Raw genomic sequence first — 24,853 nt, 5'->3', positions numbered from 1 at the left:
GATTTGAGTATCAAATTGTCGAAGGATCCGAAGGACGAGCTGGCCCGCGAGCTGACGGGCGAGCTGTTCGAACTGAGCATGGCGCTCGACCTCATCGGGAACGCGTCCGCCGGGCAGATCGGGATCAACCAGACCGACCTCATGTGCCTGAACCTGCTCGTCCGCCACGGCCCCATGAGTCCCGGCCAGATCGCCGCCGCCCTGGGCCTGACCACGGCGGCGATCAGCGCGATGGCCTCCCGGCTGGAGGCGGGCGGCTACGCCGCCAGGGAGATCGACCCGAAGGACCGGCGCCGCGTCCTCATGCACGCCTCGCCCCTGGGCGCGGAACGGGCGTTCGGCCTGTTCGACGACTTCTTCCGGGCCGCCACGGAGTTGTTCGGCACCACCTCGGAGGAGGACCTCAGGCGGCTGGCCGGCCTCCTGCGGAGCTTCCGCCACCTGCTGACCGAACACGCCCAGGCCATCCGCGACCGGCCCGCGTAGCTCGGCGAGCGTGGCGACCAGGTGCGCGCCGAGCCGCTCACCGGTGTTCTCGACCGTGAGCACCGCCGTCCTGGCGTGAACGCCGGCCGTGAGCCGCACCGTGCCCCGCTCGGGCAGGTTGCGGACGATCGCGTTGTGCACGAGGTTCGTCGTCATCCGCGGCAGGAGCTCGGGGTGACCCCGTGGTGCGGGCCGTGGCGGGTGGCATCCGTGATGCGGGTCAGCGGGGCGAGCATGCGTCCGGCGAGAACCCACCCTCCGGCGAGGCCGGACACCAGCAGGAACGCCAGCACCAGGAATGCCCGCGGGAGGAAGGCGCGCAGCAGGCCGGCCCGGTCCGGAAGCAGGCCGTCGTGGATGGCCCGCGCCATGAAGGGTTCGTCATCGAGTTCCGTCGCCGGCGTCGTCCTCACCCAGGGGACGGACATGCCGGAGGACCACAAGGCACAGCACGGTCGCCACGACGATGGCGACGCCCCCTGCGGCCGAGGCGATGTTCACCCCGGTGGTGAACGCTTCCCGAGCCGCCCGCACGACCTCGGCGGGCACCTGGCCGGCGACCGAGAGCGCCCCGGAAAGGCTGCCGGTGAGGTGAGCGGCGACCTCGGGCGAGGTGCCCTCGGGAGCGGTCATGCCGGCGGTGTACAGGGCGGTGCCGAGGCTGCCGAGCAGGGCGACGCCGACGGCGAGGCCGAGTTCCTGGACGGTCTCGGACATCGCGGCGGCCGATCCGGACTTCGAGACCGGCGCGGCGCCGACGACCATGTCGGTGCCCAGGGCGGCGATTGCGCCCAGCCCCAGGTAGATGAAGGCGAACCCGGCCACCACAGCCGCGGCGTCGCCGGTGCCGGCCGTCGCCAGCAGGGCGTACCCGATCACCGACAGGCCCAGCGTGGCGGCCATGACCAGCCCCGGGCGGACCCGCCGGGCGACCAGGGGCGCTCCGATGGCGGCGGCGAACATCGCCAGGGCCGGTGGCCCCATCCACAGCCCCGCGGTGAAGGGGGTGAGGCCCTCGACGAGCTGGAGGTACTGGGTGACCAGGTACATGGTGCCGCCGACGCCGACGAGCCCGATCAGCAGCACGGTCAGCGCGGCGGAGAAGGCCCGGTCGGTGAACAGGGTGACATCCAGCAGGGGTGAGGCCAGACGGCGCTGGCGGCGCACGAACACCACACCCGCGAGCACACCGGCGGCGAGCAGGAGCACCGTGCTCGCGTCCGCGCCGTCGGCGGCGGCGTGCTTGACGGCGTAGATGACCGGCAGGATCGCCGCCAGGGACAGGGCGACGCTGGCCGGGTCCAGCCGTCCGGCCCGCGGGTCGGCGTACTCGGGCAGGAGGGCCTTCGCGCCGGCCAGGACGACGACCGCGACGGGGACCGCGATCAGGAACGCCGCACCCCACCAGAACGCGTCGATCAGCGCGCCGCCGACCACGGGCCCCGCCGCCATGCCCAGGGCGAACATCGTGGCCCAGACCCCGATCGCGATCGCCCGCTGCCGCGGGTCGCCGAACATGTTGGAGATCAACGACAGCGTCGAGGGCATCAGCGTCGCCCCCGCTACTCCCAGCAGGGCGCGGGCCAGGATCAGCAGTTCGGCGCTGGGGGCGAAGGCCGCGAATACCGACACGACCGCGAAGGCCGCCATCCCGATCAGCAGGAGGCGACGCCGGCCGATCCGGTCGCCCAGGGTCCCCATCGTGATGAGCAGCCCGGCGATGAGGAACCCGTAGGCGTCCATGATCCACAGCGTTTGCGTCGCCGATGGATCAAGGGCTCCGGCCAGGCTCGGCAGCACCAGGTACAGCACGGTGACATCCAGGCCCAGCAGCACCGTCGGCAGCGCCAGCAACCCCAGGCCTGCCCACTCGCGCGCTCCGGCACGCCGCGTCGCGACCTCTGACATGCGTCCTCCTCCGTTAGATATTTGAACGATAGTACAAGTAGAACTATCGTTCAAATACCTTTGAATCGGTATCGCCGTACCGGATTTTGGTACAGTACGGCGATGATGATGGGAGAACGGGGAAGAGGCCGGGCCAGTGGGCGGCGGCAGGAAGTGCTGGGGCACGTGGTCGCGGTGATGATCGAGCGCGGGTTCCACCAGACGCGGTTCAAGGACGTGGCGGCGGCGAGTGGCGTGGCGATCAGCACGTTGCAGGTGTACTTCAGCACGCGCGAGGACATGCTGGCCGAGGCGCTGCGCACGTCCACCCGAGCGGAGGTGGACTCGATGCGGGCGCGCGTCTGCGAGCTGAGCGACCCGTGGGATCAGCTGGTCGGGCTGATCGATCGGGGCTTCGCGACGCCGGTGCCGGTGTGGCGGATGCTGATGGAGTTCTGGACGGCGGCCGCCTACGACGAAGAGCTCCGCGCCCACAGTCACCAGCTGCAGGCGAGCTACCGCGCTCCCTTCGAGGCCGTGCTGAACGCGGGGATCGACGGCGAGGCGTTCCGGACCCGTCACGAGGTCGCGGTGATCACCGATCTGATCGTCACCACGCTCGACGGCCTCCTCTACCCCAGGGTCCTGGCTCAGCCGCGGCCCGCCGGACCCGACCTGCGGGACCTTCTGCTGGATCAGCTGCGCGCGACGCTCGGGGTGACGCGATGAGAACGATCATGGCCGTCCTCCTGCTCGCCGCACTGCTCGCGGCGCCGGTACGGCCCGCCGCGGCCACCGGCGGCATCCTGCTGGAAAGCCGCCCGTTGGCCGTGCCGGCCGAACTGGCCGCCGCCGGTGCGACAGGTTTCCGGATCCGGTACGTGTCCACCTCTCCGAAAGGCCGCCGGATCGAGGTGACGGGCGCGGTGTTCCTGCCCTCGGGAACGGCTCCGCCGGGCGGCCGGCGGGTCGTCTCCTGGGCGCACGGCACCACAGGTGTGAGCGATCGCTGCAGCCCGTCCCGTGACCGCGAGCTCGGCGGCTATGGCTATCCCGGCTACCTCGCCGGGTTCGTGCGCAGGGGTTACGCGGTCGCCGCGACCGACTACGAGGGGCTGGGAACCCCGGGCGTACACCCGTATCTGATCGCCGAAAGCCAGGCCCGCTCGGTCGTGGACGCGGTCCGGGCCGCCCGGGAGCTGAGCCCTGACATGTCCCGGGCCTGGCTGACGGTGGGACACTCCCAGGGCGGGCACGCGGCCATGGCGGCCGGCGAGATCGCCGCCGGGTACGGCAAGGGCCTGGACTTCCGGGGAACGGTCGCGCTCGCCCCGGTCACCGACAACCGGCCGTACGTCGACCAGCTCTCCCGGCTGCGGCCCGTCGACCACGGCTACTACATGGCGATCCTGGCCGGGCTGTCCACGCAGCATCCCGGCCTGCGCCTCGCGGACTATCTCGGACCCCGGGCCCGCCGCGAGTACCCGCGCATCCACACCACCTGCATGACGGACCTGACGAACCGGCTCACGAAGCTGAACCTGCCGGGCACCGAGTTCACCCCCGCCACCGGTGCCGCGACCGCGAAACTGCGCGGGTGGCTCGGCGACAACGCGGTCCCCCGCGCCCGTTCCGCCGCGCCCATGCTGGTCGCGCAAGGACTCAACGACGTGCTGGTCTCACCGGCGCAGACCGCGAAAGCCGCCGAGCACGCCCAGGCACTCGGCACGGCCACCAAGCTGATCACCTACCCCGGCACCGACCACTTCCAGATCCTCACCTCGTCGGCCCCGGACGTCCTGCGCTGGATCGACGCCCGCTTGCGCCGTTGACCGCACAAGCTCTTCGCCGTGGTGGATGCCGGGGCCGTGAGGTCAGGAAGGCACGATGTTCTCAGCCTGGAGGCCCCGCTGCCCCTGGACGATGTCGAAGGAGACCTTCTGGCCCTCCTGCAGTTCCCGGTAGCCCTGGGCGGCGATGTTGGAGAAGTGCGCGAAGACGTCGTCGCCGCCGCCGTCCTGCTCGATGAAACCGAAGCCCTTCTCTGCGTTGAACCACTTCACGGTGCCTGTTGCCATGCCAGCTCCTAAGACTTGCGGGTGGATCGGGATCGCGCGGTCGCGGAAGCCGACGATCACCCTGGCCCGACGTGGGATGAACGATGAACACCAGCGGGCCACTACTAGTTCGTCGACACAAAGATACCTCAGAGTAGTGGATCAACCACACAACGCGACGACAGCCGGCCCCACCGGCTCCCGAGGCCTCATTCCTGGCCGTTCAGCGCCCGGATGATGTGATCGATGATCGCCTGGATGCGCTCAGGGGTGGTGGCCGGTTCCAGCCGCAGGAGCGGCCGGTAGTAGAGCGGGGCATACAGCAGGTCGATGGCGAGCTCGAGGTCGGCGCCCTCGGGTAGCTGTCCTTGCGCCTGCGCGTCGCGCAGCCGTTCGACGGCGGCGGCTCTGCGCGGCCGGAGCAGGTCGTGGGTCAGCGCCCGGGAGAGCGCGTCGTCGTGCTGGGCTTCGGCGATCACCCCGAGATAGGCCGTCCCGTGCACGAGGGCGAGCACGGCCGTCATCTGGGCGCGCAGGTCGGCGACCAGATCGCCGGTGTCGGGGAAGGCGGTGCTCTTCGGCACCTCATCGATGATCGCCTCCAGCACGACCGCGCCCTTGGACGACCACCAGCGATAGATCGTCTTCTTGCTCACGCCGGCGCGGGCCGCGATCGCCTCCACGGTCACGCGGCCGTATCCCAGCTCGGCGCACAGATCCATGGCGGCGTCCAGGATCGCCCGCCGGCTCTTCTCACTGCGCCGGCTCTCGTTCGGTGTCACTGACCCAGCCTACAGGAAACGACACGTGGCGTGTTGACAAGACTCTTCGGCCGCGCCCACAATGCCGAACATAACGACACGCGCCGTGTCGTGTCGCGTCATAAGGAAAGGAAGCTTGTGAAATCCCCTTCTCGCCGGCTCGCCCTCATCGTGCTCTGCGCGATGCAGCTCATGATCATCCTGGACGGGACCATCGTCACGGTCGCCCTGCCCACCATCCAGGACCAGCTCGGTTTCACCCAGCCCGGCCTGGCGTGGGTGATGAACGCCTACCTCATCGCCTTCGCCGGCCTGCTGCTCCTGGCCGGACGACTCGGCGACCTGCTGGGCGTCAAGCGGGTGTTCATCGCGGGAGTCGCCGTGTTCACCCTGGCCTCGCTGCTGTGCGGGCTGGCCGAATCGAGCGCGCTGCTGATCGCCGGCCGTACGCTGCAGGGAGTCGGCGCCGCGCTGGCCTCGGCCGTGATCCTCGGCATGATCGTCAAGCTGTTCCCCGCCCCCGCCGAACAGGCCAAGGCCATGGCCATCTACAGCTTCACCGCGGCGGGCGGCGGCGCTATCGGCCTGCTCGCCGGCGGCGTCATCACCCAGACCATCGGCTGGCACTGGGCCTTCCTGGTCAACGTACCGATCGGCGCGCTCGCGCTGGTGCTCGCCACACGCCTGTTCGCCGCCGACCGCGGCCCCGGTCTCGGCCGCGGCGCCGACATTCTCGGCGCGGCACTGGTCACCGCGGGCCTGTCCCTCGGCATCGCCGCCATCGTCACCACCACCATCCTGTACGGCCTGGCCGCGGCGGCACTGCTGGTCGCGTTCGTGATCCGCCAGGCCAGGGCCGCCCAGCCGCTGGTCCCGTTGCGCGTCTTCGGCAACAGGACGTTGTCCGGCGCCAACCTCGCCACGATCCTGCTGTTCGCCGCCGGTTTCGGCTTCCAGTTCCTGACCGCCCTGTACCTGCAGCGCGTCCTCGGCTTCGACTCCCTGCAGACCGGGCTGGCCTTCCTGCCGGGCCCGCTGGTGATCGGCGTGATCTCGCTGTTCGCCGCGGCGCCGCTCACCGCGCGGTTCGGCGTGCGTACCGTCCTGCTGACCGGCCTGTCGGCGATCGCGGTCGCGCTGATCCTCCTGAGCCGCGCACCCGTCGACGGTGACTACCTGGTCGAGATCATGCCGGTCCTGGCCCTGATGGGCCTCGGTATGGGACTGGCGATCCCCGCCCTCATCATGCGAGCCATGTCGGGGGCGCGACCCGCGGACGCGGGACTGGCCTCCGGCCTGACCAACACCGCCCAGCAGGTCGGCGCCGCGCTCGGCACCGCCGTGATCGCCACCATGGCCACCCTGCGCACCGACACGCTGATCGGCCAGGGCGTCGCCACCGTCACCGCCGAACGCGACGGCTACAGCCTCGCCTTCCTGATCGCCGCGGGCTTCGTCGTGGCCGCCATCGCGGTCGCCGCCTTCTACGACAAGGCGACCGACCCCACCCCCATCCGCGAAGAAGCCGAGCGAGAAAGGACCAACGCCCCGAACCCGGCCTAGCCGGATCCGTCCTCGCGCAGTTCGCTCAGCCGTTCCTGGGCGAACGAGCGGATCTCCTCCTCCTCGGCTCTGGCAGCGTGCTCCAGGAGGCTGCAATCCTCCACATCGGACAGGCTCGCGGCGGCCGCGGCGGCGAACAGCCTGGTCACCGGGTCACCTGCCTCCAGGCGGATCACGATGCCGGCCAGATCGGGCTCCTCGCCGTCCTGGAGGATCAGCCACTCGGTCAGTTCCTTGAGCCGGCCGGGGGGCAGGCAGGACGCCCCCGCCTCGAGCTGCTCGACCGAGGCCTCGGTCAGGAACTCGAGTACCTTCCACCGGACGGCGCTTTCGGGGTCCCGGCTCAGGTTGATGACCTGCGCGATAGTGGGCCCGTGCCGCTGGTCGGCGTTCTCCAGCACCACTGCCGTCGCGTCGTATCGCACGCTGAGGATCGGGCTGGACAGAAGGGCCGGGACCTCCTCGATCAGCGGTGCGGCGAGTTCGGCCAGTTCCGACAGCAACCAGGTCGCCGTCCGCAGGATCCGGTCGTCGCCGCTGTGCAGGAGCCTGGTGAGGTTCTCGACGGGGTATCCCGCGTACAGCTCGCTGAGCAGGTCGTTGGCGGCCGGGCCCACGACGTCGCCGTCGGCCGGATGCGCGAGGATGCGCTCGATCAGGTCCTCGCCCGTTCGCGTCCGCATCGGCGCTACCACTTCCTGTTCTGCTGCATCCGCCGGAACTACCCCGCCGCGCGGGCCGGCCGCGGCCAGGCGTGGTCCGGGACCTCCCGGGCGGCGCAGGTCGTCCAGGATGCGGCGCATCGGGTCGGTGACGCGGCGGCGCACGATGGGAGCGATCACCTTGCCGGTGCCCTCGCTGCCTTCACGCAGAATCTTCCTGACCGCCTGCCGCGAGGCCAGCACCCGAGCCGTCGCGACCGTCGCCCCCACCGCCCCGCCGAAGATCAGTGCCTTGGCCACGCCGACCGCGGTGAACACCGCCTGCGTGCCCGCCGCCACCTTCACCGCCGACACGACGGAAGCGGTGCCCTCCAGGGCCACCGGCATCACCTTCATGGCCGCGTTCGCCTGGGCGGTGTGGCCACCCTGCGCGTCGGTCCTGCTCCAGTGGTTGCCCATGCTGGTGGCGGACTCGCCGCGGTAGACCTGCTGGGTGGCGCGGACCGCCGAGTCGGCGGCGTGCCCCGAGGGGGCCGCACCGGACTGGGCGACCCGCGCGGCGTTGCCCTCGGCTCTGACGTCGTCCTCGTTCATGTTCGGCCAAGGACCGAGCATCTGCATCATCCCCGCCGCCTCGGGGGGAAGCGTCACAGCCACGTGCGGCCGAGGTTCTGGGCGGCGAACGAGCGGTTCCGGCGCCTGCTGACCGGCTGGAGCTGATCCGCCGGCCGTACCGTGGCGCAGCGAGTGATCTTGACGGGGGCTACGATCGGGCTTGACCCCCGGGAGGTGCGCCCATGGACGCCGCGACGGTCGCGATCGACGTCAGTGAGGCGGACGGCGCCGCCGTACCCGCGAAACCTCGCGGAACTTGAACGAGCCCACCGGCCCGCGGTCCGCCGCGCTGGGCGGCGCCAACTCCGGCATCATCATCACCGGAGACGGCGCCCAGCTCGGCGCCTCCGCCCTGCCGCTCCCCCGCCCCGGCGACGTGCCGGCGCCGCGCGGGCTGAGCAACCTCACCAAGCCGCCGGCCCTCGACTTCGTCGGCCGCGCCGACGCGCTCGCCGCCCTCGGCACCGCGCTGAACGGCGCGGCCTCCGTCGTCGTCTCCCAGGTCGTCTACGGACTGGGCGGCGTCGGCAAGAGCGAGCTGGCCCTGCAGCACGCCACGGCCAACCGCGAGCACTACCGCGTCATCTGGTGGATCACCGCCGAGTCGCCCGAGCAGATCGAGGCCGGCCTGGCCCAGCTCACCCGTTTCCTCGTGCCCGAGCACCCGGTGGAGGTGCCCACCCGCCAGGCCGCCGTCTGGGCCAAGACCTGGCTGCTGGAGCACGACGGCTGGCTGCTGGTCCTGGACAACGTGCACAACCCCGCCCAGGTACGCGACCTCCTGGCCCAGATGCGCGGCCACATCATCGTCACCACGCGGCGCGACCTGGGCGCGCGGGCCTGGCGGGTACGCGAGCTCATCGCCCTGGACGTGCTGTCCCTGGAGTCGGCCACCGACCTGCTCATGCTCAGCGCGGCCGACGGCAAGGACCGCGAACCCGCCGCCCGCCTGGCCGCCGCGCTCGGCTGCCTGCCTCTCGCCATCGAACAGGCCGGCGCCTACATCGAGGAAACCCACGGCGACATCACCGCGTACCTCACCAAACTCGACGAGACCTTCGACCTCTACGCGCCCGTGGCCCATCGCGGCGACCCCGAGCAGACCATCTCGAAGATCTGGCGGATCAGCATGCGGGAGGTCGGGCAGACCAGCCCCACCGCTCTGGCGCTCCTGCGCGCGTTGTCGTGCTTCGCCCCCGACGACATCCCGCTCACGCTGTTCGACGAGGCGGCGCTGGGCGACCTGGCCCTGCTGGCGTCCTACAGCCTGGTCAAGCGCAGCGCGGGCGGCGTCGCCATCCACCGGCTGGTCCAGAGCGCGGTCCGCGCGGAGGCCAGGGACGCGCACCTCCTCGACGCGGCGGCCAGGGACGCGCTGTCCATGCTGCTCACGCGGCTGCCCGAGCGCCGCGCCTTCGCCCTCGACGAGTGGCCGGAGGGGCTGTCGCTGCACCCGCACGCCGTCGCCGTGGCCTCGCTGATGCCGGTCCACAAGCCCTCGATTTCGCTGGGCAGGCTCCTGCGCGACACCAGCCGCCTGCTCAACCTGCACGCCCGGTTCAAGGAGGCCTTCCCGCTGGCCGAACGCGCGCTGACGCTCGCCGAGGACCGGTTCGGCCCCGACCATCCCGCGCTGATCGGCTTCCTGACCAACCTCGCGGCCACGCTCAGCGGCCTGCGCAGGGACGACGCCCTGCGGCACGCCGCGCGCGCCGTCGCGATCGCCGAGGCCTCCCTCGGCCCCGGCCACCGGGACCTGGCCCCCCGGGTCGGCAACCTGGCCGCCGTCTACATCGACCTCGACCGTGCCCACGACGCGTTGCCGATGGCCCGCCGCGCCCTGTCCATCGCGACCGCGACGCTGCCGCCCGGCCACCCCGACCTCGGCCGCCACCTGGGCAACCTGGCCGCCGCGCTGGCGGGCGTGGGCGATCACGAGCAGGCGCTCGCCCTGGAACTCCAGGCGCTGGACCTCACCGAGCGCGCCCTGCCCGCCGACCACCCCGAGCTGGTGGTACGGCTCGGCAACCTCGCCCTGGCCCACCACGCGACTGGCGACACACAGCAGGCCATCGGCTGTGCCGCCCACGCCGTGACCCTCGCCGTCCGCATCCTCGGCCCCCGCCACCCCACGACCGGCTGGGCCCAGCACCTGTCCCGCCACCTCGTCAGCCACCACCCGTGAGCGCTCAGCCGTTTCTCAGGGTCCCTCAGGCCCTTCACAGCCGTACGGGCCCATGCTTTGAACATGTTCAAGAGATGGCCGGAAGCCGCCGGATACGCGGCCGCGACATGGTCGGCCGGTTACGCCCTGCTGGGCGTCACCTGGCTGCTGGGCTGGAACACCTTTCCCTGGGGCAGGGCCGCGGAGGATCCGCTGGATCCGGGCGACGACCGCGATTTCCTCGTCCTCTTACAAGCGGCGGACGCGGCGCCCGCGGCCATCGCGCTCGGCGCGGCGGGCGCGGTCGTGGGACTCGCCATGGCCAGGGGGTTCACGCACGCCCGGTGGCCGCTCGCCGGATTCGGCGCGGCGGCCGCGGTGCTGCTGGCCGTGATCGCCCCGGACGGGCGGGCGCTCATGGTTCTCGGCTACCTGCCGATGCTCATCGGCGGGCTGCCGTTCGGCTGGCCGCCGGTCGATCTGGGCGGGTGTTCACGTGGTCGCTGTGTCACCAGTTCGTCCTCCTGGCCGGCGGGCTGCTGTGGGGCCTGGCCACGCTCGCCCACGTCCGGCGCGGCCGTGGCGCGTGCGCCCACTGTGGCGGCGCGGCGCGCTGGTCGCGTGCCCAGTTGCTGCGGTGGGGCCGGATCGCCGCCTACACGGGCGCGGCGATCCCGCTGCTGTATGCCGTGACGCGGTGGGCGTGGGGGCTGGGCCTCGCCGTGGGCATCGGGGCCACCGAGCTGGCCGCGATGCACGAGAGCGGGCTGGTCTGGGCGGGGGTGGGGCTGGCCACGTTCGGCGCGGTGGGCGCGGCGCTCACGCTCGGGCTGGCGCATCGATGGGGCGAGGTGTTCCCGCGCTGGATCCCGGTGCTCGGGGGCAGGACGGTCCCGGTGTGGCCGGCCGTGGCGCCGGCCGCGCTCGTGACCGTCGTGCTGGTCAACGCCGGCTGGCGCATTCTCGTGGGCGCGTTCGTGACCGTCGACCTGTCCAATCCCATGGCGTTGTGGCCGCTGTGGGGACTGGCCGTGGGGGTGGCGACCGTTGCGTACTGGTTGCGGCGCCGGAGGGAATGCCTCCAGTGCGCGCGGCCGGCTCTCGTCTGAGCCGGTGGCGGGCGATCAGGTGACGGGGCGGGCGGTGACGTCCTGGCCGGCCCAGTTCAGCGCGAACTCGCCGGTCGCCAGGAAGTCCAGCTCGACCTCACCTTTCATCCTGGCGTAGAAGCGCGTTTCTGACATGGGCCGCAGTTCTGTCCTGACCAGCCCCTGCACCTCCACCATCAGCTGGTCGCCGTCGCGCGTGACGTCCATGGTGGAGGTACGGCCCATGTACCGCATCGTGTAACGGCCGGTGTACCGGTCGAGGACGACCGGATCGACGGTGACGAAGACCCTGCGGCCGGGCAGCTCGTACGGCTCGCCGCGGGCGACAGCCGCCAGACCGGCCTCGATCTCGGCGAAGGCGGCGTTCTCGATGTTGGACAGCACCGTCACGAAGAGGTCGTCACGACGGTAGTGCGCCGAGACACTGACGAAGCCGATGGCACCGCCCGCGCTTTCGACCCGGTCGCCGCGTACCGCACAGCCGTAGCCGTAGCCGGTCCCGTCGGCTGCCGTGTGCGGCTTGACCAGCTCCGCGAGCGATTCGGGGCGCAGCAGGCGGGGCAGGCCGCGGTTCCATCGGAGCAGGTCCTCGGCTGTCGAGTGCAGGGCGCCTGCGGCGTCCTGGCTGGAGGAGTGCACGCGCGGGGTGCGGGTGAGGCGGCCGTCGCTCGCCATGTAGCCGAGGGCGTGTCCTGCCGCGGAATCGCCGGTCAGGCCGCTGCGCTCCATGGCCAGTGGCTCGAAGACCTGCCTGCGCAGGTACGCACCGTAGGTCAGGCCGGACGACCGCTCGATCACCTCGCCGAGCAGGACCCAGCCCGAGTTGCTGTAGCTCATCCGCGCGCCGGGCTCGAACAGCAAAGGCCGGTCCTTGAAGCCGGCGATGAGCGCCGCTCTCGTGCGCGGCGTCCCCATGGCGCGGGTGAAGCCGTCGGTGGTGACGTAGTCGGGGATGCCCGAGGTGTTGGTCAGCAGGTGGTGCAGCGTGATCGCGTCGCCGTGCGGGTAGCCGGGCAGGTGGTGGCCGATCGGGTCGGTGAGTCGGAGCCTGCCCTCCTCCCGCAGGCGCAGGATCGCGATCGCGGTGAAGGTCTTGGTCTGGGAGCCGATCCTGAACGCCGTGCGCGGCGTGTTGGGCACGGCGTGTTCGTGGTCGGCGTGGCCGTACCCCCTGGCGAACAGACGGCGGCCCCCGCGGGCGACCAGCACCGCGCCGCTGAACCTGCCGAGCCGCGTGTACGCGCGGACGAGCGCGTCCATGCGCCGGGTGAGGAAGAACATGCGCATACCTCCATTTTGAATATTCAAGTTTGATTATCAGAGCATGGGGCGGCTGATATGGTCAACCTTGACTATCGCGTGGAGGTGTTCGAGTGTCGTCAACCCGGTTGCTCGTGCTGGGGGTGCTCTATGAGGGGCCGCGTCACGGATACGAGATCAATCAGCTCGTCACGGCCGGGTCGCTGGAGCAGTGGACCGACGTGAAGGCGGGATCGGTCTATCACGCCCTGGCCAAGCTGGAGAGCGAGGGGCTGGCCGAGACACATGCGGAGGAGCGCACCGGCGACCGGCTGCGCCGTATCTACGGGATCACGCCAGAGGGCCGGCACGCGCTGCGCGACCTGCTGCGTAAGGCGCTGTCCGCTCCCCCGCACTCCACCACGTCCGGCTTCGCGCTGGCGCTGCGCTGGCACACGTTGCTGGACCCGGGCGAGGCGCGGGAACTGGTGGAGGCCTCCTCCCTGGCGCTGGAGAGCCGGCGGGCGGAGATCGCCGCGGGGCGGAGGGCCAAGGAGGGGCTGTCGCCGCTGGCCGACGTGCTGTTCGACAACGCCGAGGCGCATCTGGCCGCCGACGCGAAACTCCTGGCGGACATCCGGCGCCTGCTCGCCCGATGACAGCGGTCCTACCCGGCCGCCGCCGGCACAGCCAGGAGGGGCCCCCACGCGGAGGACCGCGTCATGGAGTCGCGCCCCGTCCCGAGCGCTGTCGGTGAGCGCCAGGCCCGGGGCCTTTGGTCGTCGGTGCGGGCGTGGCGGGCCCGCCGGATCGTTTCCCCGTTCGGGCGCGGCATGGCCGGCCCGCGTTCCAGGAACGTCGTGGCCGCGTCGCTCCCCTGGCGCGGTGGCTGATCCCGGCGAACAATGCGCTGGAGGGGGTGACCGATGGCCGACAAGGTACGGGTCTGGCTCAACAGGGGCGGCATCATCAACACCGGCGACGGCGCCCTCAACATCGTCAACAACATCGTCCAGGCTCCACCTCCGGTCCCGGCCGCCACGGTGCAGGCCCGGCCCCGCCTCGTGCGGCTGCGCTCGACCCGCGCGGCCGCCCGCCTGTTCGTCGGGCGGGAGAAGGAGCACGCGGCACTGGCCAAGGCCCTGAGACGGCGTTCCGGCGGGAACGCCCAGGTCCTGACCGGGCTGGGCGGGATCGGGAAGTCCACGCTCGCCCTGCGGTACGCGCTGGCCCAGGTCGGCCGGCACAACCCCCTCTGGTGGATCGACGCCGAGGATCCGGCCCAGATCGACTTCGGCCTGGAAGCGCTCGCCAGGCAGCTGCACCCGGAGGGCTCGCCGGAGCGGCCCGTCGAGTGGGCCAGGCAGTGGCTCGCCAGTCACACCGGCTGGATGCTGATCCTCGACAACGTGACCCGCCCGCCGGAGGTCGCGGAGCTGATCGGCTCGCTTCCCGGCGGGCGGTTCCTGGTGACCAGCCGCCAGGGCGTCGGCTGGGAGGACATCGCCACCCCCATCCGGCTGGGCGTGCTGTCCGCAGGCGATGCCGTAAGGATGCTGGACAGGCGGGTGGCAGATCGCGGCCTGCTCGACGGCGGCGAGGAGCTGTGCGCGGCGCTCGGCGGGCTGCCGCTCGCGATCGAGATGGCCGGGCACTACATGGCCCAGAACCACGTCTCCGCGCGGACGTATCTGCGGCGGCTTTCCGGCGACGGCGCGGTGCTGGACTGGACGCACGCGGGCGGAGATCTCGACCGGACCGTCGCGCGGACCTGGCGGGTCACCCTGGACCGGATCGCCGCCCGGCACGGGCCGCTCCCGGGGCGGGTCCTGGGCGCCCTGGCCTGGCTCGGCCCCGACGACATCCCCATCAGCCTGCTCCCAGACGACTCCCAGGCCGCCGCCGGGCACCTCGCCGCCTACGGGCTGGTCACCCGGTCCGGCGACGCGCTCTCGGTCCACCGGCTCGTCCAGGCCGTCAGCCGGGATCCCGGGGCCCGCCATGGGGCGGGCCGGACGTTGCGGACCGCCTGGACCGACGGGCCGGAGCCGGCGGCCCGGCTGGCTCCGCACTTCGCCGCCTTCATCGCGGCAGGCGGCCTCGCCGAGCTCGACGACACCTCGGCCGATCTCGCGGTCGCCTACGCCATCCACCTGGCGCGTACCGTGTCGAGGCAGGAAGGCATAGCCTTCCTGGACAGGACCATCACCGCGCACGAGGGATCCGGCCACCCGGCCCTGCTGTCCATGCGGACGACCCTGGCCGTTCTGCGCACGCCGCTCGATCCTCTCGAGGTCTCGATCGGCGCGTTCGAACGGCTCGTCGCGGACAAGCAGCGGATAATCGGCCCCGGAGCCCTCGACACCCTGGAGACCCGGCTCGAACTCGCCGGCCTGTATGCCCGGCGCGGCGAGGACCACCGCACCTTCGCCCACTACCGGCGGCTCGCCACCGACGCCGAACGGGTCCTGGGCAAGAACCACTCCCTCACCCTGCAGACCAAGTGGGACCTGGCCGAGGCCTACCTGAACGCCGACCGGACGTGGCGGGCCGGCCACACGATCGTGGTGCTCGTGCTCTGGTTCTCGGTCCTCACCGGCCTCGAGGAGACGCGCGGCCGGGACGACGAGGTGACCCGCCAGATCGGCGTGACGATCGCCAGGTATGTGAGCACGCTCGCGCTCCACGAAGATCCGGGAACCAGGAGGGTCCTCCGTCTGGTCGGCGCCGCCGAACGCATCCGCCGCCGGCTGAAGGGCGCGTGACGACTCCGCCGTCCGGCGGGCGGTGATCCACCGATCGGTGGACCGGCAAACCCCGCCCCCTGGCCGATGCCGGAAAAGCGCTGGTCATAGCAGGCTGAGGCGCATGCCACCAGTCATCGAGGTACGTAACCTCCACAAGCGCTACGCGGACAAGGTCGCCGTCGACGACGTCTCGCTCACCATCCAGGAGGGCGAGATCTTCGGCATCCTCGGCCCGAACGGCGCCGGCAAGACGACGACCGTGGAGTGCGTCGAGGGCCTGCGCACGCCGGATCGCGGTGAGATCAGGGTGCTCGGGCTCGACCCCCTCCGGGACCGCGCCGAGCTGACCCGGCGGCTCGGCGTCCAGTTGCAGGCCGGCCACCTCCCCGAGCGGCTCCATGTCGCCGAGGCCCTGGAGCTCTACAGCTCCTTCTACCCTCAGCCCGCCGACTGGCGCGCGCTGCTGGACGACCTGGGCCTGGCGGACAAGGCGAAGACCAGGTACGGCAAGCTGTCCGGCGGCCAGAAACAACGGCTCTCCATCGCGCTGGCGCTCATCGGCGGCCCCCGGGTGGCGATCCTCGACGAGCTCACCACCGGTCTCGACCCGCAGGCCCGGCGCGACACCTGGGACCTGATCGAGGGCGTACGCGCCCGCGGGGTGACGATCGTGCTGGTCACCCACTTCATGGAAGAGGCGGAACGGCTCTGCGACCGGCTCGCGCTGATCGACGCCGGCCGCGTCGTCATGGTGGACACCCCGGCCGGTCTGACCGAGCGGGCGCGCATCGGGCAGCGGATCCGGTTCCGCCCGTCCAGGCCGATGGACGACCGCCTGCTGACCGGCCTGCCCGACGTCTCCGGCGTCACCCGCCAGGGCGAGCTGGTGATCGTCAGCGGATCCGACAACGCGCTCAACGCCGTCACCACCGTGCTGGCCCGCAACCAGATCGTGGCCGAACGGCTCCGCGTCGAGCAGGCGAGCCTGGAGGACGCGTTCGTCCAGCTGACCGGCAGGCGCCTCGAATCCGGCCCCCGCTAACCGATCACCGAGAGGACTTCACACCCATGTCAACCCTGCGTACCGCCGAGCCGGCTTCCGCCACGTGGCGGCTCGTCAAGGCCGAGAGCACCTTGTGCGTCCGGGACAAGGTCGCGCCCCTCTGGGGCATCGGCTTCCCGCTGATCCTGCTGATCATCCTGGGCAGCGTCCCCGATCTGCGGGAACCCGTGGCGGCCGGCGGCGGCCTGACGTACTTCGACCTCTACGTTCCTGTTCTGATCCTGTTCAATCTGGCCATCCTGGCCACGGCCTCCCTGCCGACCACGCTCGCCGGCTACCGGGAGAACGGCGTGCTGCGGCGCATGCGGACCACGCCGGTCGGGCCGGCCCGCGTGCTCGCCGCCCAGCTCGTGGCCAACTTCGCCATCGCGGTCATCGCGATGGTCCTGTTCCTCGCGACGGCCTGGGTCGGCTTCGGCGTCGACCCGCCGAAGCACCCTGTCGGTTTCGCGCTCGCCTGGCTGCTCGCGGCGGCCGCGCTGCTCTCGATCGGCCTGCTGATCACCGCGCTCGCGCCGGGCCGTGCTCCGGCCACGGCGATCGGCACGGTGCTGTTCTTCCCGTTGATGTTCTTCGCCGGGCTCTGGATGCCGATCTCGCAGATGCCGCCGCTGCTGCGCGACATCGCCCACTACACCCCGCTCGGGGCGGGCATGCGGGCGTTCCAGGACGCCTACCTGGGTGACTTTCCGTCGGTCGTGCCGCTGCTGACGCTGGCGGCCTATGCGGTGGTGTGCACGTTCGCCGCGGTCCGCTGGTTCCGCTGGGAATAGAATCTCGCGGGGAGAGGGAGTTGTGAGCAGGAAGATCTCGATTTCGCGGGAGCCGCCGTTCCTGCTGGTCAACGTGGTGCCGTACGCGCTGCTGGTGCTCCTTGTCGCGATTCTGCTGATCGTGGAGGACTGGGCGGGCGGCTCCCTGCTCGTCGACCTCGGCCTGTGCGGGCTGGCGGCCGCGTGGATGCTCGGCATGTTCACCCTGCGTCCCGGCTGGCGGAACCGGCCGCGGATCATGGGCGTGTTCGTCGCGGGGGTGCTCGTGATCACCGCGGTCCTGGTGGCCCGCCACCCCGCTTTCGGGCTCTTCACCCCCGCCGCGTACATCTACTCCTTCACCGTCCTGCGCTGGCCGTGGCGGCTGCTGGGCGTCGCCGCCGCGGCCGTCCTCGCCGGTACGGCGCAGGCCTCCGGCATCCCCAAGACGGACGCGCTCGGCCTGGCGATGCACGTGACCATCATCGCGTTCAACATCGCCCTGATGTGCGGCTGCGCCTGGGTCCTGCGGCTCGCCGAGAAGGAAGAGGAGCGGCGCGAGCAGACGCTCGAAGAGCTGAGCAGGACGAACCGGCTGCTGGAGGCGTCGCTCGCCGAGAACGCCGGTCTGCACGCCCAGTTGCTCGCCCAGGCCAGGGAGGCGGGCGTACTCGATGAACGCCAGCGGATGGCCCGCGAGATCCACGACACCCTGGCGCAGGGGCTCACCGGCATCATCGCGCAGCTCCAGGCGGCCGAGCAGATGCACGAGGTCCCGGAGCCGTGGCTGCGGCCGTTCGAGGCCGTGAAGAACCTGGCGCGGGAGAGCCTGGCCGAGGCGCGGCGCTCGGTCGACGCGCTGCGGCCCGAGCCGCTGCGGACCGCGCGCCTGAGCGACGCGCTCGTCGCCGTCGCCGGCCGGTGGTCGAAGCTGCACGGCCTGCCCGTCCAGGTCACGACGACCGGTACGGCGCGGCCGATGGCGCCCGAGGCCGAGTTCGCGCTGCTGCGCACGGCGCAGGAGGCGCTGGCCAACGTGGCCAAGCACGCGGGCGCCAGCAGGGTCGGCGTGACGCTGTCCTATCTGCAGCAGGAGGTGGCACTGGACGTGCGCGACGACGGCAAGGGCTTCGACCCGGCGATCCTTGAGGACGGCGGGTTCGGCCTGACGATCATGCGGCAGCGGGTGGAAGGGCTGTCCGGCAGCCTGCGGATCGAGTCCGAGCCCGGCGCCGGCGCCGGCATCTCGGCCTGCGTCCCCTGTCCCGCCGGGAGCGGCGTGTGATCCGGCTGCTGATCGCCGACGACCATCCTGTCGTCAGGGACGGGCTGAGCAGCATGTTCGCCTCCGCGCCCGGATTCGAGGTGCTGGGCGCGGCCGCGGACGGCGCCGCCGCCGTACGGCTCGCCCAGGAGCTGCGGCCCGACGTGATCCTGATGGACCTGCGCATGCCCGGCATGGACGGGCTGAGCGCGATCGTCGAGCTCGCCCGGCTCGGTGTCACCGCGCACGTGCTGGTGCTGACGACCTACGACTCCGACACCGACGTGCTGCCGGCGATCGAGGCGGGCGCCACCGGCTACCTCCTCAAGGACTCCCCCCGCGAGGAACTGCTGCGCGGCGCGCAGGCCGCGGCCAGGGGCGAGAGCGTGCTGTCCCCGACCGTGGCTGCCCGGCTCATGAACCGGATGCGGGCGCCCGCGCCGCAGCTGCTCAGCCCCCGCGAGCTGGAGGTCCTCGAACTGGTGGCGGCGGGCAACACCAACCGCGAGGCGGCCGCCCGCCTGTTCATCACGGAGGCGACCGTCAAGTCCCACCTGCTCAACATCTACACCAAGCTCGGGGTGAACGACCGCGCCGCCGCCGTCACCGAGGCGTTCCACCGCGGCCTGCTCGTTCCGCGCACGGACTCCTGACCGCGAGGTCAGGGCCGCGGGGGTTGCGGGCTGCCGGTTCGCCGGTTGGCGCTCAGGCTGGTGATCGTCACGAGGGCCAGGACCGCGATGATCACGCCGAGTGACATCAGGGTGGGGATCTCGGGGATGACGGGCCAGATGCCGTGTGCCCAGTGCAGCACCAGCTTGACGCCGATGAACGCCAGGATGACGGCCAGACCGTGGTTGAGGTGGCGCAGTCTGGCCAGGGCGCCCTGGAGGACGAAGTAGAGCGCCCGCAGGCCGAGCAGGGCGAAGGCGTTGGTGGCGAAGACGAGGAAGGGGTCCTCCGTGACGCCGTACACGGCCGGCACGGAATCGACGGCGAAGACGATGTCGGTGACGAAGACGGCCACCATGGCCAGCGCGAGCGGCGTCAGCGCCCGGCGCCCGCCCTCCCGCACCACCAGATGTGAGCCGCGGTAGTCGTCGGTGACCGGCATGAGGCGGCGCAGCAGCCGTACCGACCGCATGCGGGAGATGTCGACCTGCTGCTCGTGCCCGGCCAGCGCGTCCTTCATCACCTTGCCCGCCGTGACGATGAGGATCGCGCCGAACAGCAGGAACGCCCACGTCCCGCTCTGCAGGACGGCCGCGCCCAGCGCGATGAAGATCGCGCGCAGCACGAGCGCGCCGATGATGCCGTACAACAGCACCCGCTGGGCGTACACGGCCGGGACGGCGAAAGCCGACAGCAGCAGCATGAAGACGAACAGGTTGTCCACCGACAGCGACTTCTCCACCACATACCCCGTGAAGAACTCCACCGCGATCCCGGACCCGAACGCCTGCCACAGATACACGCCGAAGCCCACCGGCAGCGCGAGGTAGAACAGCGACCACCCCACGGCCTCACGCATGCGCACCTCGTGCGGGCGCCGCGTCAGGACGAAATCCACGCTCAGCAGTACGGCCAGCGCGGCCACGGTGATCGCCCACAACGACGGTGTGCCGATCGTCGGCAGGTCGGCGGAAAGAGCGGTTGCCACAACAGGCACGGAGAGCCTCCTCGAACGTACGCGGCCGTTCGAGGTCTCCTTCACCCGCGTCCACGCGGGCGGCCGTCCGGGGACGTCCCATCACGTCCGTACTGACCGGGGCGGCTCTTACGAAGTACTCCCCTCGCGCTGCCAGCCTAGTTCAGGGTCCAGGGTGACAAAGACCCTGGCCACGGACACGGCGGCTGAGCGCGAGAGCCCACGCCCTCGGCACGATGTTCACGGCTGACGGCCTCCCCATACGCGCAGGGATGTGTTGTGATCGTCTGGTGAGACTGACCGTGCCCAGACGCGCGGTCGCTGTGCCGAACTCCGCAACATCATCCGTAGGCGACGATGGGATGGACGCGATGCCTGGTGAGGGCGAGTACGAGCCGAGTCCGCGGCAGTGGGTGCGCGAACAGGTCGAGCTGTACGAGAGCTCGGGCGGCACCGAGGGGACGACGCTCTGGGACACGGGACTGCCCGTGATCATCGTCACGATGCGTGGCGCGAAGAGCGGCAAGATCCGCAAGATCCCGCTGATGCGCGTGGAGCACGAGGGACGGTACGCGGCCGTGGGCTCGAAGGGCGGCTTCCCGACCCACCCGGTCTGGTACTTCAACCTCAAGGCCGACCCGCACGTGGAGCTCCAGGACGGGCCCGGCCTCCAGACCATGACGGCCAGGGAGATCACCGGCGACGAGAGGGCCGAGTGGTGGGAGCGGGCGGTCGCCGCGTTTCCGCCGTACGCCGAATACCAGGAGAAGACCGACCGGTTGATCCCCGTCTTCGTGCTGGAGGCGGCGACCGGGAGCTGACCGGTTAACCGGCGCCGAGGGAGCGGATACTGGCGAAGCGGTCGAGGGCTTGTTCGAAGGCGGCCGGCGAGATCGTCACGCCGCCGCTGAACGGGAAGTCGAGCTGGGAGACCAGGAACAGCACCATGCCCACGAGCCCTCCGACCACGGCCGCCATCGTGATGTGCACCTTGCGGACGGGGCCGCCGCAGACGACCGCCGGCACCACGGCGGTGAGCCCGCGGCCGGCCAGGGCGATCCACAGCAGGGGCGGCACGCCGGTGTCGGCCACCTGTGCCCTGGTCCCGCGGGCGTCGAGGACGGCCTGCATGCGGCTCATGGCCTGCCCGTAACGGGTGGACGCGGCGGCGGTGCCCGGCTCGATGGTCTGGAAGAAGGCGCGCATCTGCTCGACCGAGCGCCAGGCCGCCGGTGACAGCGTCCGCTGCTCGGCCATGAGCGGCCATTCCTGGCGGATCACCGTGGTGGTGTACTCGCCGGCCAGGCTCCGCAGCTTCTCGCGCTGCGGCTCGGGCAGGCTGCGGGAGTACCAGGAGACGTCGACCAGGGTGCCGGCCTCGGTGGAGCTGGTCTGCGTGGCCGAGTTGACCTGATTCCAGGCGGCGACGCCCACCAGGGCAACGAACATGAGCTCTCCCCTTCTGTAACGCATTACATACAGAGAGTATTGGCTGATCCGGTGGAGCTGCGGTTCCACCGGATCAGCCCGGGGCTCAGCGCACCCGGAACGCGCGCTCGACGGTCTGGGTGACCGTGGCGCCCGCGCTGTCGCGTGCCGAAAGCCGCAGGGAGACCGTGTCGCCCGAACGCGGCAGGTTCAGCAGGAGCGCGTGCCAGCTGTCACGGCCCGTCGGCACGACCGCGACCCGGTGCCAGGACGTCCCGTTGGTGGAGACCTCCGCGGTGACCTTGGTGATCGGCTTGGTCGCGCCCTCCATGCGCTGCAGCCGTAGCGGCAGGGTCATCAGGCCGGGGCGGGTGGCGTTGTTCAGGTCGAGCTTGGGCTCGGCCCGCAGGACGAACACCGGCACCGGGCCCGCGCCCGCCGAGGTGAACGACCACTCGGTCGTGAGCTTGGACGACAGCTCGGTCGCCCTGGGGTCGGCCGTGCCCTCGACGCGGAGCTGGAAGCGCCCCGAGCCGGGCGTGACGGGCAGGCTCACGGTGTAGTTGGGCAACTGGGCGGCCGTCGCGACGACCTTGCCGTCGCGCAGCAGCGTGGTGGTGCCGTCGCCGTAGTCGCTGCCGCCGGTGACGCGGTCGCGCCCGGCCGCGTGCCACAGGGGCAGGTTGCCCACCTCGAACTCGGTGTCGGTCCTGGTGATCAGGGTCCGCTCACGCAGGGCCGTACCCACGACCCCCGAGTTCCAGCGCTCGTGCTCCTCGCGTCCGGCGCGGAAGGTACGCGCGTCGGCGTGCTCGATCGTCTGGTGAAGCCGTCCGTTCGGCATCGTCTCGAAGGCGCGCTCCCAGGGGAGGCCGGGAGTGAAGTACCAGGCTTGGGTCACGGGCAGCGCGGTGACCACCTGGCTCCAGCCCGTGAAGCCTTCGCCGAGAGGTCCGCCCGCCGTGGGTCCCGCGCCCGGCGCGCCGGTGGCACCGGCCCGCAGGGTGGCGAGGTCGGCGCGTACCTTGCCGAGCTCGCGGTCACGCGTGCGCAGCTCCCCGGGAACGAGGCCGTCCTTGCGCAGCACGAGGTTGTACACGTACGGGCTGTCGGTGAACGTGCCGTCCGAGCGCAGGGCGGCGAGCTGGGTGAACTTCTCGAAGCGGAACCCGGACGTCTTGTTCGTGGTGGGCGCGACGCGGAAGCGCAGCGGGTCGGGCGGGACGTTGCGCGGCAGGGAGAAGCGGTCGATGGAGAAGCTCGCCGCCCACTCCTGGCCGTCCTGCCGCTTCTGGAAGAAGACGAACTCCTCGCCCGCCGTCCTGGCGTCGGGCCGGTCGGTCTTGACCTCCATCATCTTGGCGGTCCTGGCGTCGAAGACGACCTCGCGGTCGGCCTTCACGTCCAGGCCGGTGATCGGCACGACGCTGAGTTCCGCGTGCCCGTCGTCGAACTGGGTCCGCATGACGGTGTAGGCCAGGTAGCGGCCGGCCGGCACGCGGATCGGGCCCTCGCTGTCGCCGTGGTTGATGCCCATCTGGATGAGCGGCCCGCCGTTCTCGGGCATCAAGGTCATCGGCATGAAGTCCTCGGAGTCGTCGGGGACGGTGCCGAGCTGGTCGATGAGCTTGACGTGCAGGTCGTAGCTCTCCGGTTCCTTGCCGAAGCTGACCAGAGTCGACAGGGTCACGCCCTCGGAGGAGGCGGTGATCCGCCCGCCGTACGCGGTGGTGGAGGCGGCCTTGGGCGCGGCGGTCACGGTGACCGGGGCGGTGCCGCCGGCCGGGACGGTGACCTGCGCGGCGCTCAGCGTGAACACGCCCTGCGGCGCGGCCTTGCCCTCAAGGTCGGTGGCCTCCAGCGCGAGGTTCAGGGTGACGGGCGCGGTGCCGGCGTTGCGGTAGGTGAGGGTGCGCTCGATGGCCTTGTCCTCGTACGGCCAGCGCAGGTGACCGAAGGCGACCGTGCCCGCGTCGGCCGTGACGCTCTGCCGTACCGCGCCGGCCACGTCGAGACGGCCGGTGCCGTACTCCCAGACGCTGCCGCCGGTCTTGGCCGAGGCGACCAGGGCGGACTTGAGCTCGCGCGAGGTCCAGCCGGGGTGCTGCTGGGCGAGGATGGCCGCGGCGCCCGCGACGTGCGGGGTGGCCATCGAGGTGCCGGACATGCGCACATGCTCGGCGCCGCCCGCCTTGGCCGCGGCGATGGCCACGCCGGGAGCGGTCAGGTCGGGCTTGAGCGCGAAGTCGCCCGCCCGGGGACCACGGCTGGAGAAGCTCGCGAGCTTGTCGTCGAAGTCCACGGCGCCGACGGTGAGCGCCGCGTCGGTGCTGCCGGGGCTGCCCAGGCTGCCCGGACGAGGGCCTTCGTTGCCCGCCGCGATGACGAAGAGGATGTCGCGCTCGGCGGAATAACGCTCGACCGCCTGCTCCAGCGGGTCCAGGCCCGCCTGGTCGGGGGCGCCGAGGCTCATATTGATGATCTTCGCGCCCTGCTGGGCGGCCCAGTCGATGCCCTCGATGATGTCGGAGGTGTAGCCGCTGCCCCCGTCGTCGAGCACCTTGCCGTTGAGCAGCCGGACGCCCGGCGCGACGCCCTTGCGCGCGGGCGTGCCCGTCGCACCCTGACCGGCGATGGTGGAGGCCACGTGGGTGCCGTGACCGGCACGGTCCATGGCGTCGGCGCTCTCGCTGAAGTTGGCCGACGCGTCCACGCGCCCGGCCAGGTCGGGGTGGCGGTCGTCGACGCCGGTGTCCAGGACGGCCACCTTCACGCCCTCACCGGTGAAACCGGCCTTCCACGCCTCCGGCGCGCCGACCTGGGGCACGCTGCGGTCGAGGGTGGCCTTGACGGGCGCGTCCAGCCACACCTTCTGCACCGACCGGTCCTGGCTGAGGTGAGCCCAGGTGGCGCCGGCCGTGGCGACGGCGTTGATGGAGGCCAGCGGGCGGGCGCCCGACAGCGCTGTCATCGGTGCCGCGCCCTGGCGGTACTGCACGATCAGCGGCAGCTGCTTCTCGCCGAGACCGTCCTTGATCAGCTGCGGGACCCGGAAGAGGTTGCGGTCGAGCACTCCTCTGGCCACGTCGCCCGCGACGTCGAGCGGGATGAGCGTCCAGTCGTCCTTGGTGCCCTCGGTGATGTAGCGGACGTTCGTCCGGCCGGGGCCGGCCGTGAAGGTGATCCGGCCGCGGTCGACGCTCACCCGGTCGCCGGTGACCAGCGTGACGCTCTTCGCGGCGGCAGTGTCGGGTGGGGGTGATTCCGCGCTTGCCGACGGGGTCGCGGCCAGGGCCGCCGCGAGGACGGCCGCCGCGACTAAGGTTCTGCCTACCATGATGGTCTTCCTCTCTTCCTGACGAAGAGAGTCGATCAAGGGTGAGATCCCCCGACAAGTAGTCACGGTGG

General features: G+C 71.4%; 23 protein-coding genes. 14 read left to right on the top strand and 9 right to left on the bottom strand.

The window, feature by feature from the left end; translation table 11 throughout:
- Positions 1-15 precede the first annotated feature (15 nt).
- Positions 16-486 carry a MarR family winged helix-turn-helix transcriptional regulator gene (locus ACIBHY_RS26300; protein ID WP_397250892.1) on the top strand — a complete coding sequence of 157 codons (471 nt, stop codon included), beginning with the start codon at positions 16-18 and terminating at the stop codon, positions 484-486.
- 152 nt (positions 487-638) lie between these two features.
- Here the strand turns inward: ACIBHY_RS26300 and ACIBHY_RS26295 are convergent, their stop codons facing one another.
- Both ACIBHY_RS26295 and ACIBHY_RS26290 read right to left on the bottom strand, forming a co-directional pair.
- On the bottom strand, positions 639-857 hold the full coding sequence (locus tag ACIBHY_RS26295; RefSeq protein ID WP_397307974.1) for a hypothetical protein: 219 nt from the start codon (positions 855-857) through the stop codon (positions 639-641).
- Between the two features lie 10 nt (positions 858-867).
- On the bottom strand, positions 868-2,394 hold the full coding sequence (locus ACIBHY_RS26290) for an MFS transporter (RefSeq protein WP_397307973.1): 1,527 nt from the start codon (positions 2,392-2,394) through the stop codon (positions 868-870).
- 102 nt (positions 2,395-2,496) lie between these two features.
- Between ACIBHY_RS26290 and ACIBHY_RS26285 the strand changes: the two genes are divergently transcribed.
- The gene (locus tag ACIBHY_RS26285) at positions 2,497-3,102 is read left to right on the top strand and encodes a TetR/AcrR family transcriptional regulator (RefSeq protein ID WP_397307972.1); all 606 of its coding nucleotides are present in this window, start codon (positions 2,497-2,499) and stop codon (positions 3,100-3,102) included.
- Complete coding sequence (locus ACIBHY_RS26280) at positions 3,099-4,205, top strand: alpha/beta hydrolase family protein (RefSeq protein WP_397307971.1); 1,107 nt, start codon at positions 3,099-3,101, stop codon at positions 4,203-4,205. The genes ACIBHY_RS26285 and ACIBHY_RS26280 overlap by 4 nt, the downstream gene beginning before the upstream one ends.
- Positions 4,206-4,247: 42 nt before the next feature.
- Here ACIBHY_RS26280 and ACIBHY_RS26275 read toward each other — a convergent pair whose 3' ends face one another.
- The gene (locus ACIBHY_RS26275) at positions 4,248-4,451 is read right to left on the bottom strand and encodes a cold-shock protein (RefSeq protein ID WP_184964720.1); all 204 of its coding nucleotides are present in this window, start codon (positions 4,449-4,451) and stop codon (positions 4,248-4,250) included.
- A 188-nt stretch (positions 4,452-4,639) separates the two neighbouring features.
- On the bottom strand, positions 4,640-5,212 hold the full coding sequence (locus ACIBHY_RS26270; RefSeq protein ID WP_397250902.1) for a TetR/AcrR family transcriptional regulator: 573 nt from the start codon (positions 5,210-5,212) through the stop codon (positions 4,640-4,642).
- A 117-nt stretch (positions 5,213-5,329) separates the two neighbouring features.
- Here ACIBHY_RS26270 and ACIBHY_RS26265 point away from each other — a divergent pair, with 117 nt between their 5' ends.
- Positions 5,330-6,754, top strand: a complete 1,425-nt coding sequence (locus tag ACIBHY_RS26265) for an MFS transporter (protein WP_397307970.1) — start codon at positions 5,330-5,332, stop codon at positions 6,752-6,754.
- Here ACIBHY_RS26265 and ACIBHY_RS26260 read toward each other — a convergent pair.
- Entirely contained in the window at positions 6,751-8,040 is a 1,290-nt protein-coding gene (locus ACIBHY_RS26260; RefSeq protein WP_397307969.1) for a hypothetical protein, read from the bottom strand. The genes ACIBHY_RS26265 and ACIBHY_RS26260 overlap by 4 nt on opposite strands.
- Before the next feature lie 247 nt (positions 8,041-8,287).
- Between ACIBHY_RS26260 and ACIBHY_RS26255 the strand changes: the two genes are divergently transcribed.
- From ACIBHY_RS26255 to ACIBHY_RS26245, 3 genes are all read left to right on the top strand, one after another.
- Entirely contained in the window at positions 8,288-10,216 is a 1,929-nt protein-coding gene (locus ACIBHY_RS26255; protein ID WP_397250910.1) for a tetratricopeptide repeat protein, read from the top strand.
- Between the two features lie 63 nt (positions 10,217-10,279).
- On the top strand, positions 10,280-10,888 hold the full coding sequence (locus ACIBHY_RS26250) for a hypothetical protein (protein WP_397307968.1): 609 nt from the start codon (positions 10,280-10,282) through the stop codon (positions 10,886-10,888).
- A complete protein-coding gene (locus ACIBHY_RS26245; RefSeq protein ID WP_397307967.1) occupies positions 10,885-11,304 on the top strand; it encodes a hypothetical protein in 420 nt (139 codons plus the stop codon). The genes ACIBHY_RS26250 and ACIBHY_RS26245 overlap by 4 nt, the downstream gene beginning before the upstream one ends.
- A gap of 15 nt (positions 11,305-11,319) precedes the next feature.
- On the opposite strand, the gene ACIBHY_RS26240 is transcribed toward ACIBHY_RS26245, so the two are convergent.
- Positions 11,320-12,591 carry a serine hydrolase gene (locus tag ACIBHY_RS26240; RefSeq protein ID WP_397307966.1) on the bottom strand — a complete coding sequence of 424 codons (1,272 nt, stop codon included), beginning with the start codon at positions 12,589-12,591 and terminating at the stop codon, positions 11,320-11,322.
- 86 nt (positions 12,592-12,677) lie between these two features.
- Here ACIBHY_RS26240 and ACIBHY_RS26235 point away from each other — a divergent pair, with 86 nt between their 5' ends.
- The 6 genes from ACIBHY_RS26235 to ACIBHY_RS26210 all read left to right on the top strand — a co-directional run bounded on the left by ACIBHY_RS26235 (position 12,678) and on the right by ACIBHY_RS26210 (position 19,022).
- A complete protein-coding gene (locus ACIBHY_RS26235; protein WP_397307965.1) occupies positions 12,678-13,202 on the top strand; it encodes a helix-turn-helix transcriptional regulator in 525 nt (174 codons plus the stop codon).
- A 267-nt stretch (positions 13,203-13,469) separates the two neighbouring features.
- Positions 13,470-15,308, top strand: a complete 1,839-nt coding sequence (locus ACIBHY_RS26230) for a hypothetical protein (protein ID WP_397307964.1) — start codon at positions 13,470-13,472, stop codon at positions 15,306-15,308.
- Between the two features lie 103 nt (positions 15,309-15,411).
- Positions 15,412-16,332: an ABC transporter ATP-binding protein gene (locus ACIBHY_RS26225; RefSeq protein WP_397307963.1), complete on the top strand. Its 921-nt coding sequence runs from the start codon at positions 15,412-15,414 to the stop codon at positions 16,330-16,332.
- 26 nt (positions 16,333-16,358) lie between these two features.
- Positions 16,359-17,126 carry an ABC transporter permease gene (locus ACIBHY_RS26220; RefSeq protein WP_397250922.1) on the top strand — a complete coding sequence of 256 codons (768 nt, stop codon included), beginning with the start codon at positions 16,359-16,361 and terminating at the stop codon, positions 17,124-17,126.
- Between the two features lie 22 nt (positions 17,127-17,148).
- Complete coding sequence (locus tag ACIBHY_RS26215; RefSeq protein ID WP_397307962.1) at positions 17,149-18,390, top strand: sensor histidine kinase; 1,242 nt, start codon at positions 17,149-17,151, stop codon at positions 18,388-18,390.
- Positions 18,387-19,022, top strand: a complete 636-nt coding sequence (locus ACIBHY_RS26210; protein ID WP_397307961.1) for a response regulator — start codon at positions 18,387-18,389, stop codon at positions 19,020-19,022. The genes ACIBHY_RS26215 and ACIBHY_RS26210 overlap by 4 nt, the downstream gene beginning before the upstream one ends.
- A gap of 8 nt (positions 19,023-19,030) precedes the next feature.
- Here the strand turns inward: ACIBHY_RS26210 and ACIBHY_RS26205 are convergent, their stop codons facing one another.
- The gene (locus ACIBHY_RS26205; protein ID WP_397250928.1) at positions 19,031-20,038 is read right to left on the bottom strand and encodes a TerC family protein; all 1,008 of its coding nucleotides are present in this window, start codon (positions 20,036-20,038) and stop codon (positions 19,031-19,033) included.
- Between the two features lie 350 nt (positions 20,039-20,388).
- On the opposite strand from ACIBHY_RS26205, the gene ACIBHY_RS26200 reads away from it, so the two are divergent.
- Positions 20,389-20,838 (top strand): nitroreductase family deazaflavin-dependent oxidoreductase, encoded by a 450-nt coding sequence (locus ACIBHY_RS26200; protein WP_397251320.1) that lies wholly within the window; start codon positions 20,389-20,391, stop codon positions 20,836-20,838.
- 4 nt (positions 20,839-20,842) lie between these two features.
- On the opposite strand, the gene ACIBHY_RS26195 is transcribed toward ACIBHY_RS26200, so the two are convergent.
- Positions 20,843-21,466: a hypothetical protein gene (locus ACIBHY_RS26195; RefSeq protein ID WP_397307960.1), complete on the bottom strand. Its 624-nt coding sequence runs from the start codon at positions 21,464-21,466 to the stop codon at positions 20,843-20,845.
- An 85-nt stretch (positions 21,467-21,551) separates the two neighbouring features.
- The gene (locus tag ACIBHY_RS26190; protein WP_397307958.1) at positions 21,552-24,782 is read right to left on the bottom strand and encodes a S8 family peptidase; all 3,231 of its coding nucleotides are present in this window, start codon (positions 24,780-24,782) and stop codon (positions 21,552-21,554) included.
- Positions 24,783-24,853: the final 71 nt, after the last annotated feature.

This window comes from Nonomuraea sp. NPDC050547, assembly GCF_044457345.1.
Taxonomy (GTDB): domain Bacteria; phylum Actinomycetota; class Actinomycetes; order Streptosporangiales; family Streptosporangiaceae; genus Nonomuraea.
Note: the sequence above shows the minus strand (reverse complement) of the source record. Positions and strands in the feature narration are given on the sequence as shown.

Coding starts and splice junctions, on each gene's coding strand:
- ACIBHY_RS26290 (WP_397307973.1), bottom strand. CDS start 2,394: ATGTCAGAGGTCGCGACGCGGCGTGCCGGAGCGCGCGAGTGGGCAGGC.
- ACIBHY_RS26260 (WP_397307969.1), bottom strand. CDS start 8,040: ATGATGCAGATGCTCGGTCCTTGGCCGAACATGAACGAGGACGACGTC.
- ACIBHY_RS26200 (WP_397251320.1), top strand. CDS start 20,389: ATGCCTGGTGAGGGCGAGTACGAGCCGAGTCCGCGGCAGTGGGTGCGC.
- ACIBHY_RS26295 (WP_397307974.1), bottom strand. CDS start 857: ATGGCGCGGGCCATCCACGACGGCCTGCTTCCGGACCGGGCCGGCCTG.
- ACIBHY_RS26230 (WP_397307964.1), top strand. CDS start 13,470: ATGGCCGACAAGGTACGGGTCTGGCTCAACAGGGGCGGCATCATCAAC.
- ACIBHY_RS26280 (WP_397307971.1), top strand. CDS start 3,099: ATGAGAACGATCATGGCCGTCCTCCTGCTCGCCGCACTGCTCGCGGCG.
- ACIBHY_RS26285 (WP_397307972.1), top strand. CDS start 2,497: ATGATGATGGGAGAACGGGGAAGAGGCCGGGCCAGTGGGCGGCGGCAG.
- ACIBHY_RS26190 (WP_397307958.1), bottom strand. CDS start 24,782: ATGGTAGGCAGAACCTTAGTCGCGGCGGCCGTCCTCGCGGCGGCCCTG.
- ACIBHY_RS26275 (WP_184964720.1), bottom strand. CDS start 4,451: ATGGCAACAGGCACCGTGAAGTGGTTCAACGCAGAGAAGGGCTTCGGT.
- ACIBHY_RS26195 (WP_397307960.1), bottom strand. CDS start 21,466: ATGTTCGTTGCCCTGGTGGGCGTCGCCGCCTGGAATCAGGTCAACTCG.
- ACIBHY_RS26220 (WP_397250922.1), top strand. CDS start 16,359: ATGTCAACCCTGCGTACCGCCGAGCCGGCTTCCGCCACGTGGCGGCTC.
- ACIBHY_RS26250 (WP_397307968.1), top strand. CDS start 10,280: ATGTTCAAGAGATGGCCGGAAGCCGCCGGATACGCGGCCGCGACATGG.
- ACIBHY_RS26225 (WP_397307963.1), top strand. CDS start 15,412: ATGCCACCAGTCATCGAGGTACGTAACCTCCACAAGCGCTACGCGGAC.
- ACIBHY_RS26240 (WP_397307966.1), bottom strand. CDS start 12,591: ATGCGCATGTTCTTCCTCACCCGGCGCATGGACGCGCTCGTCCGCGCG.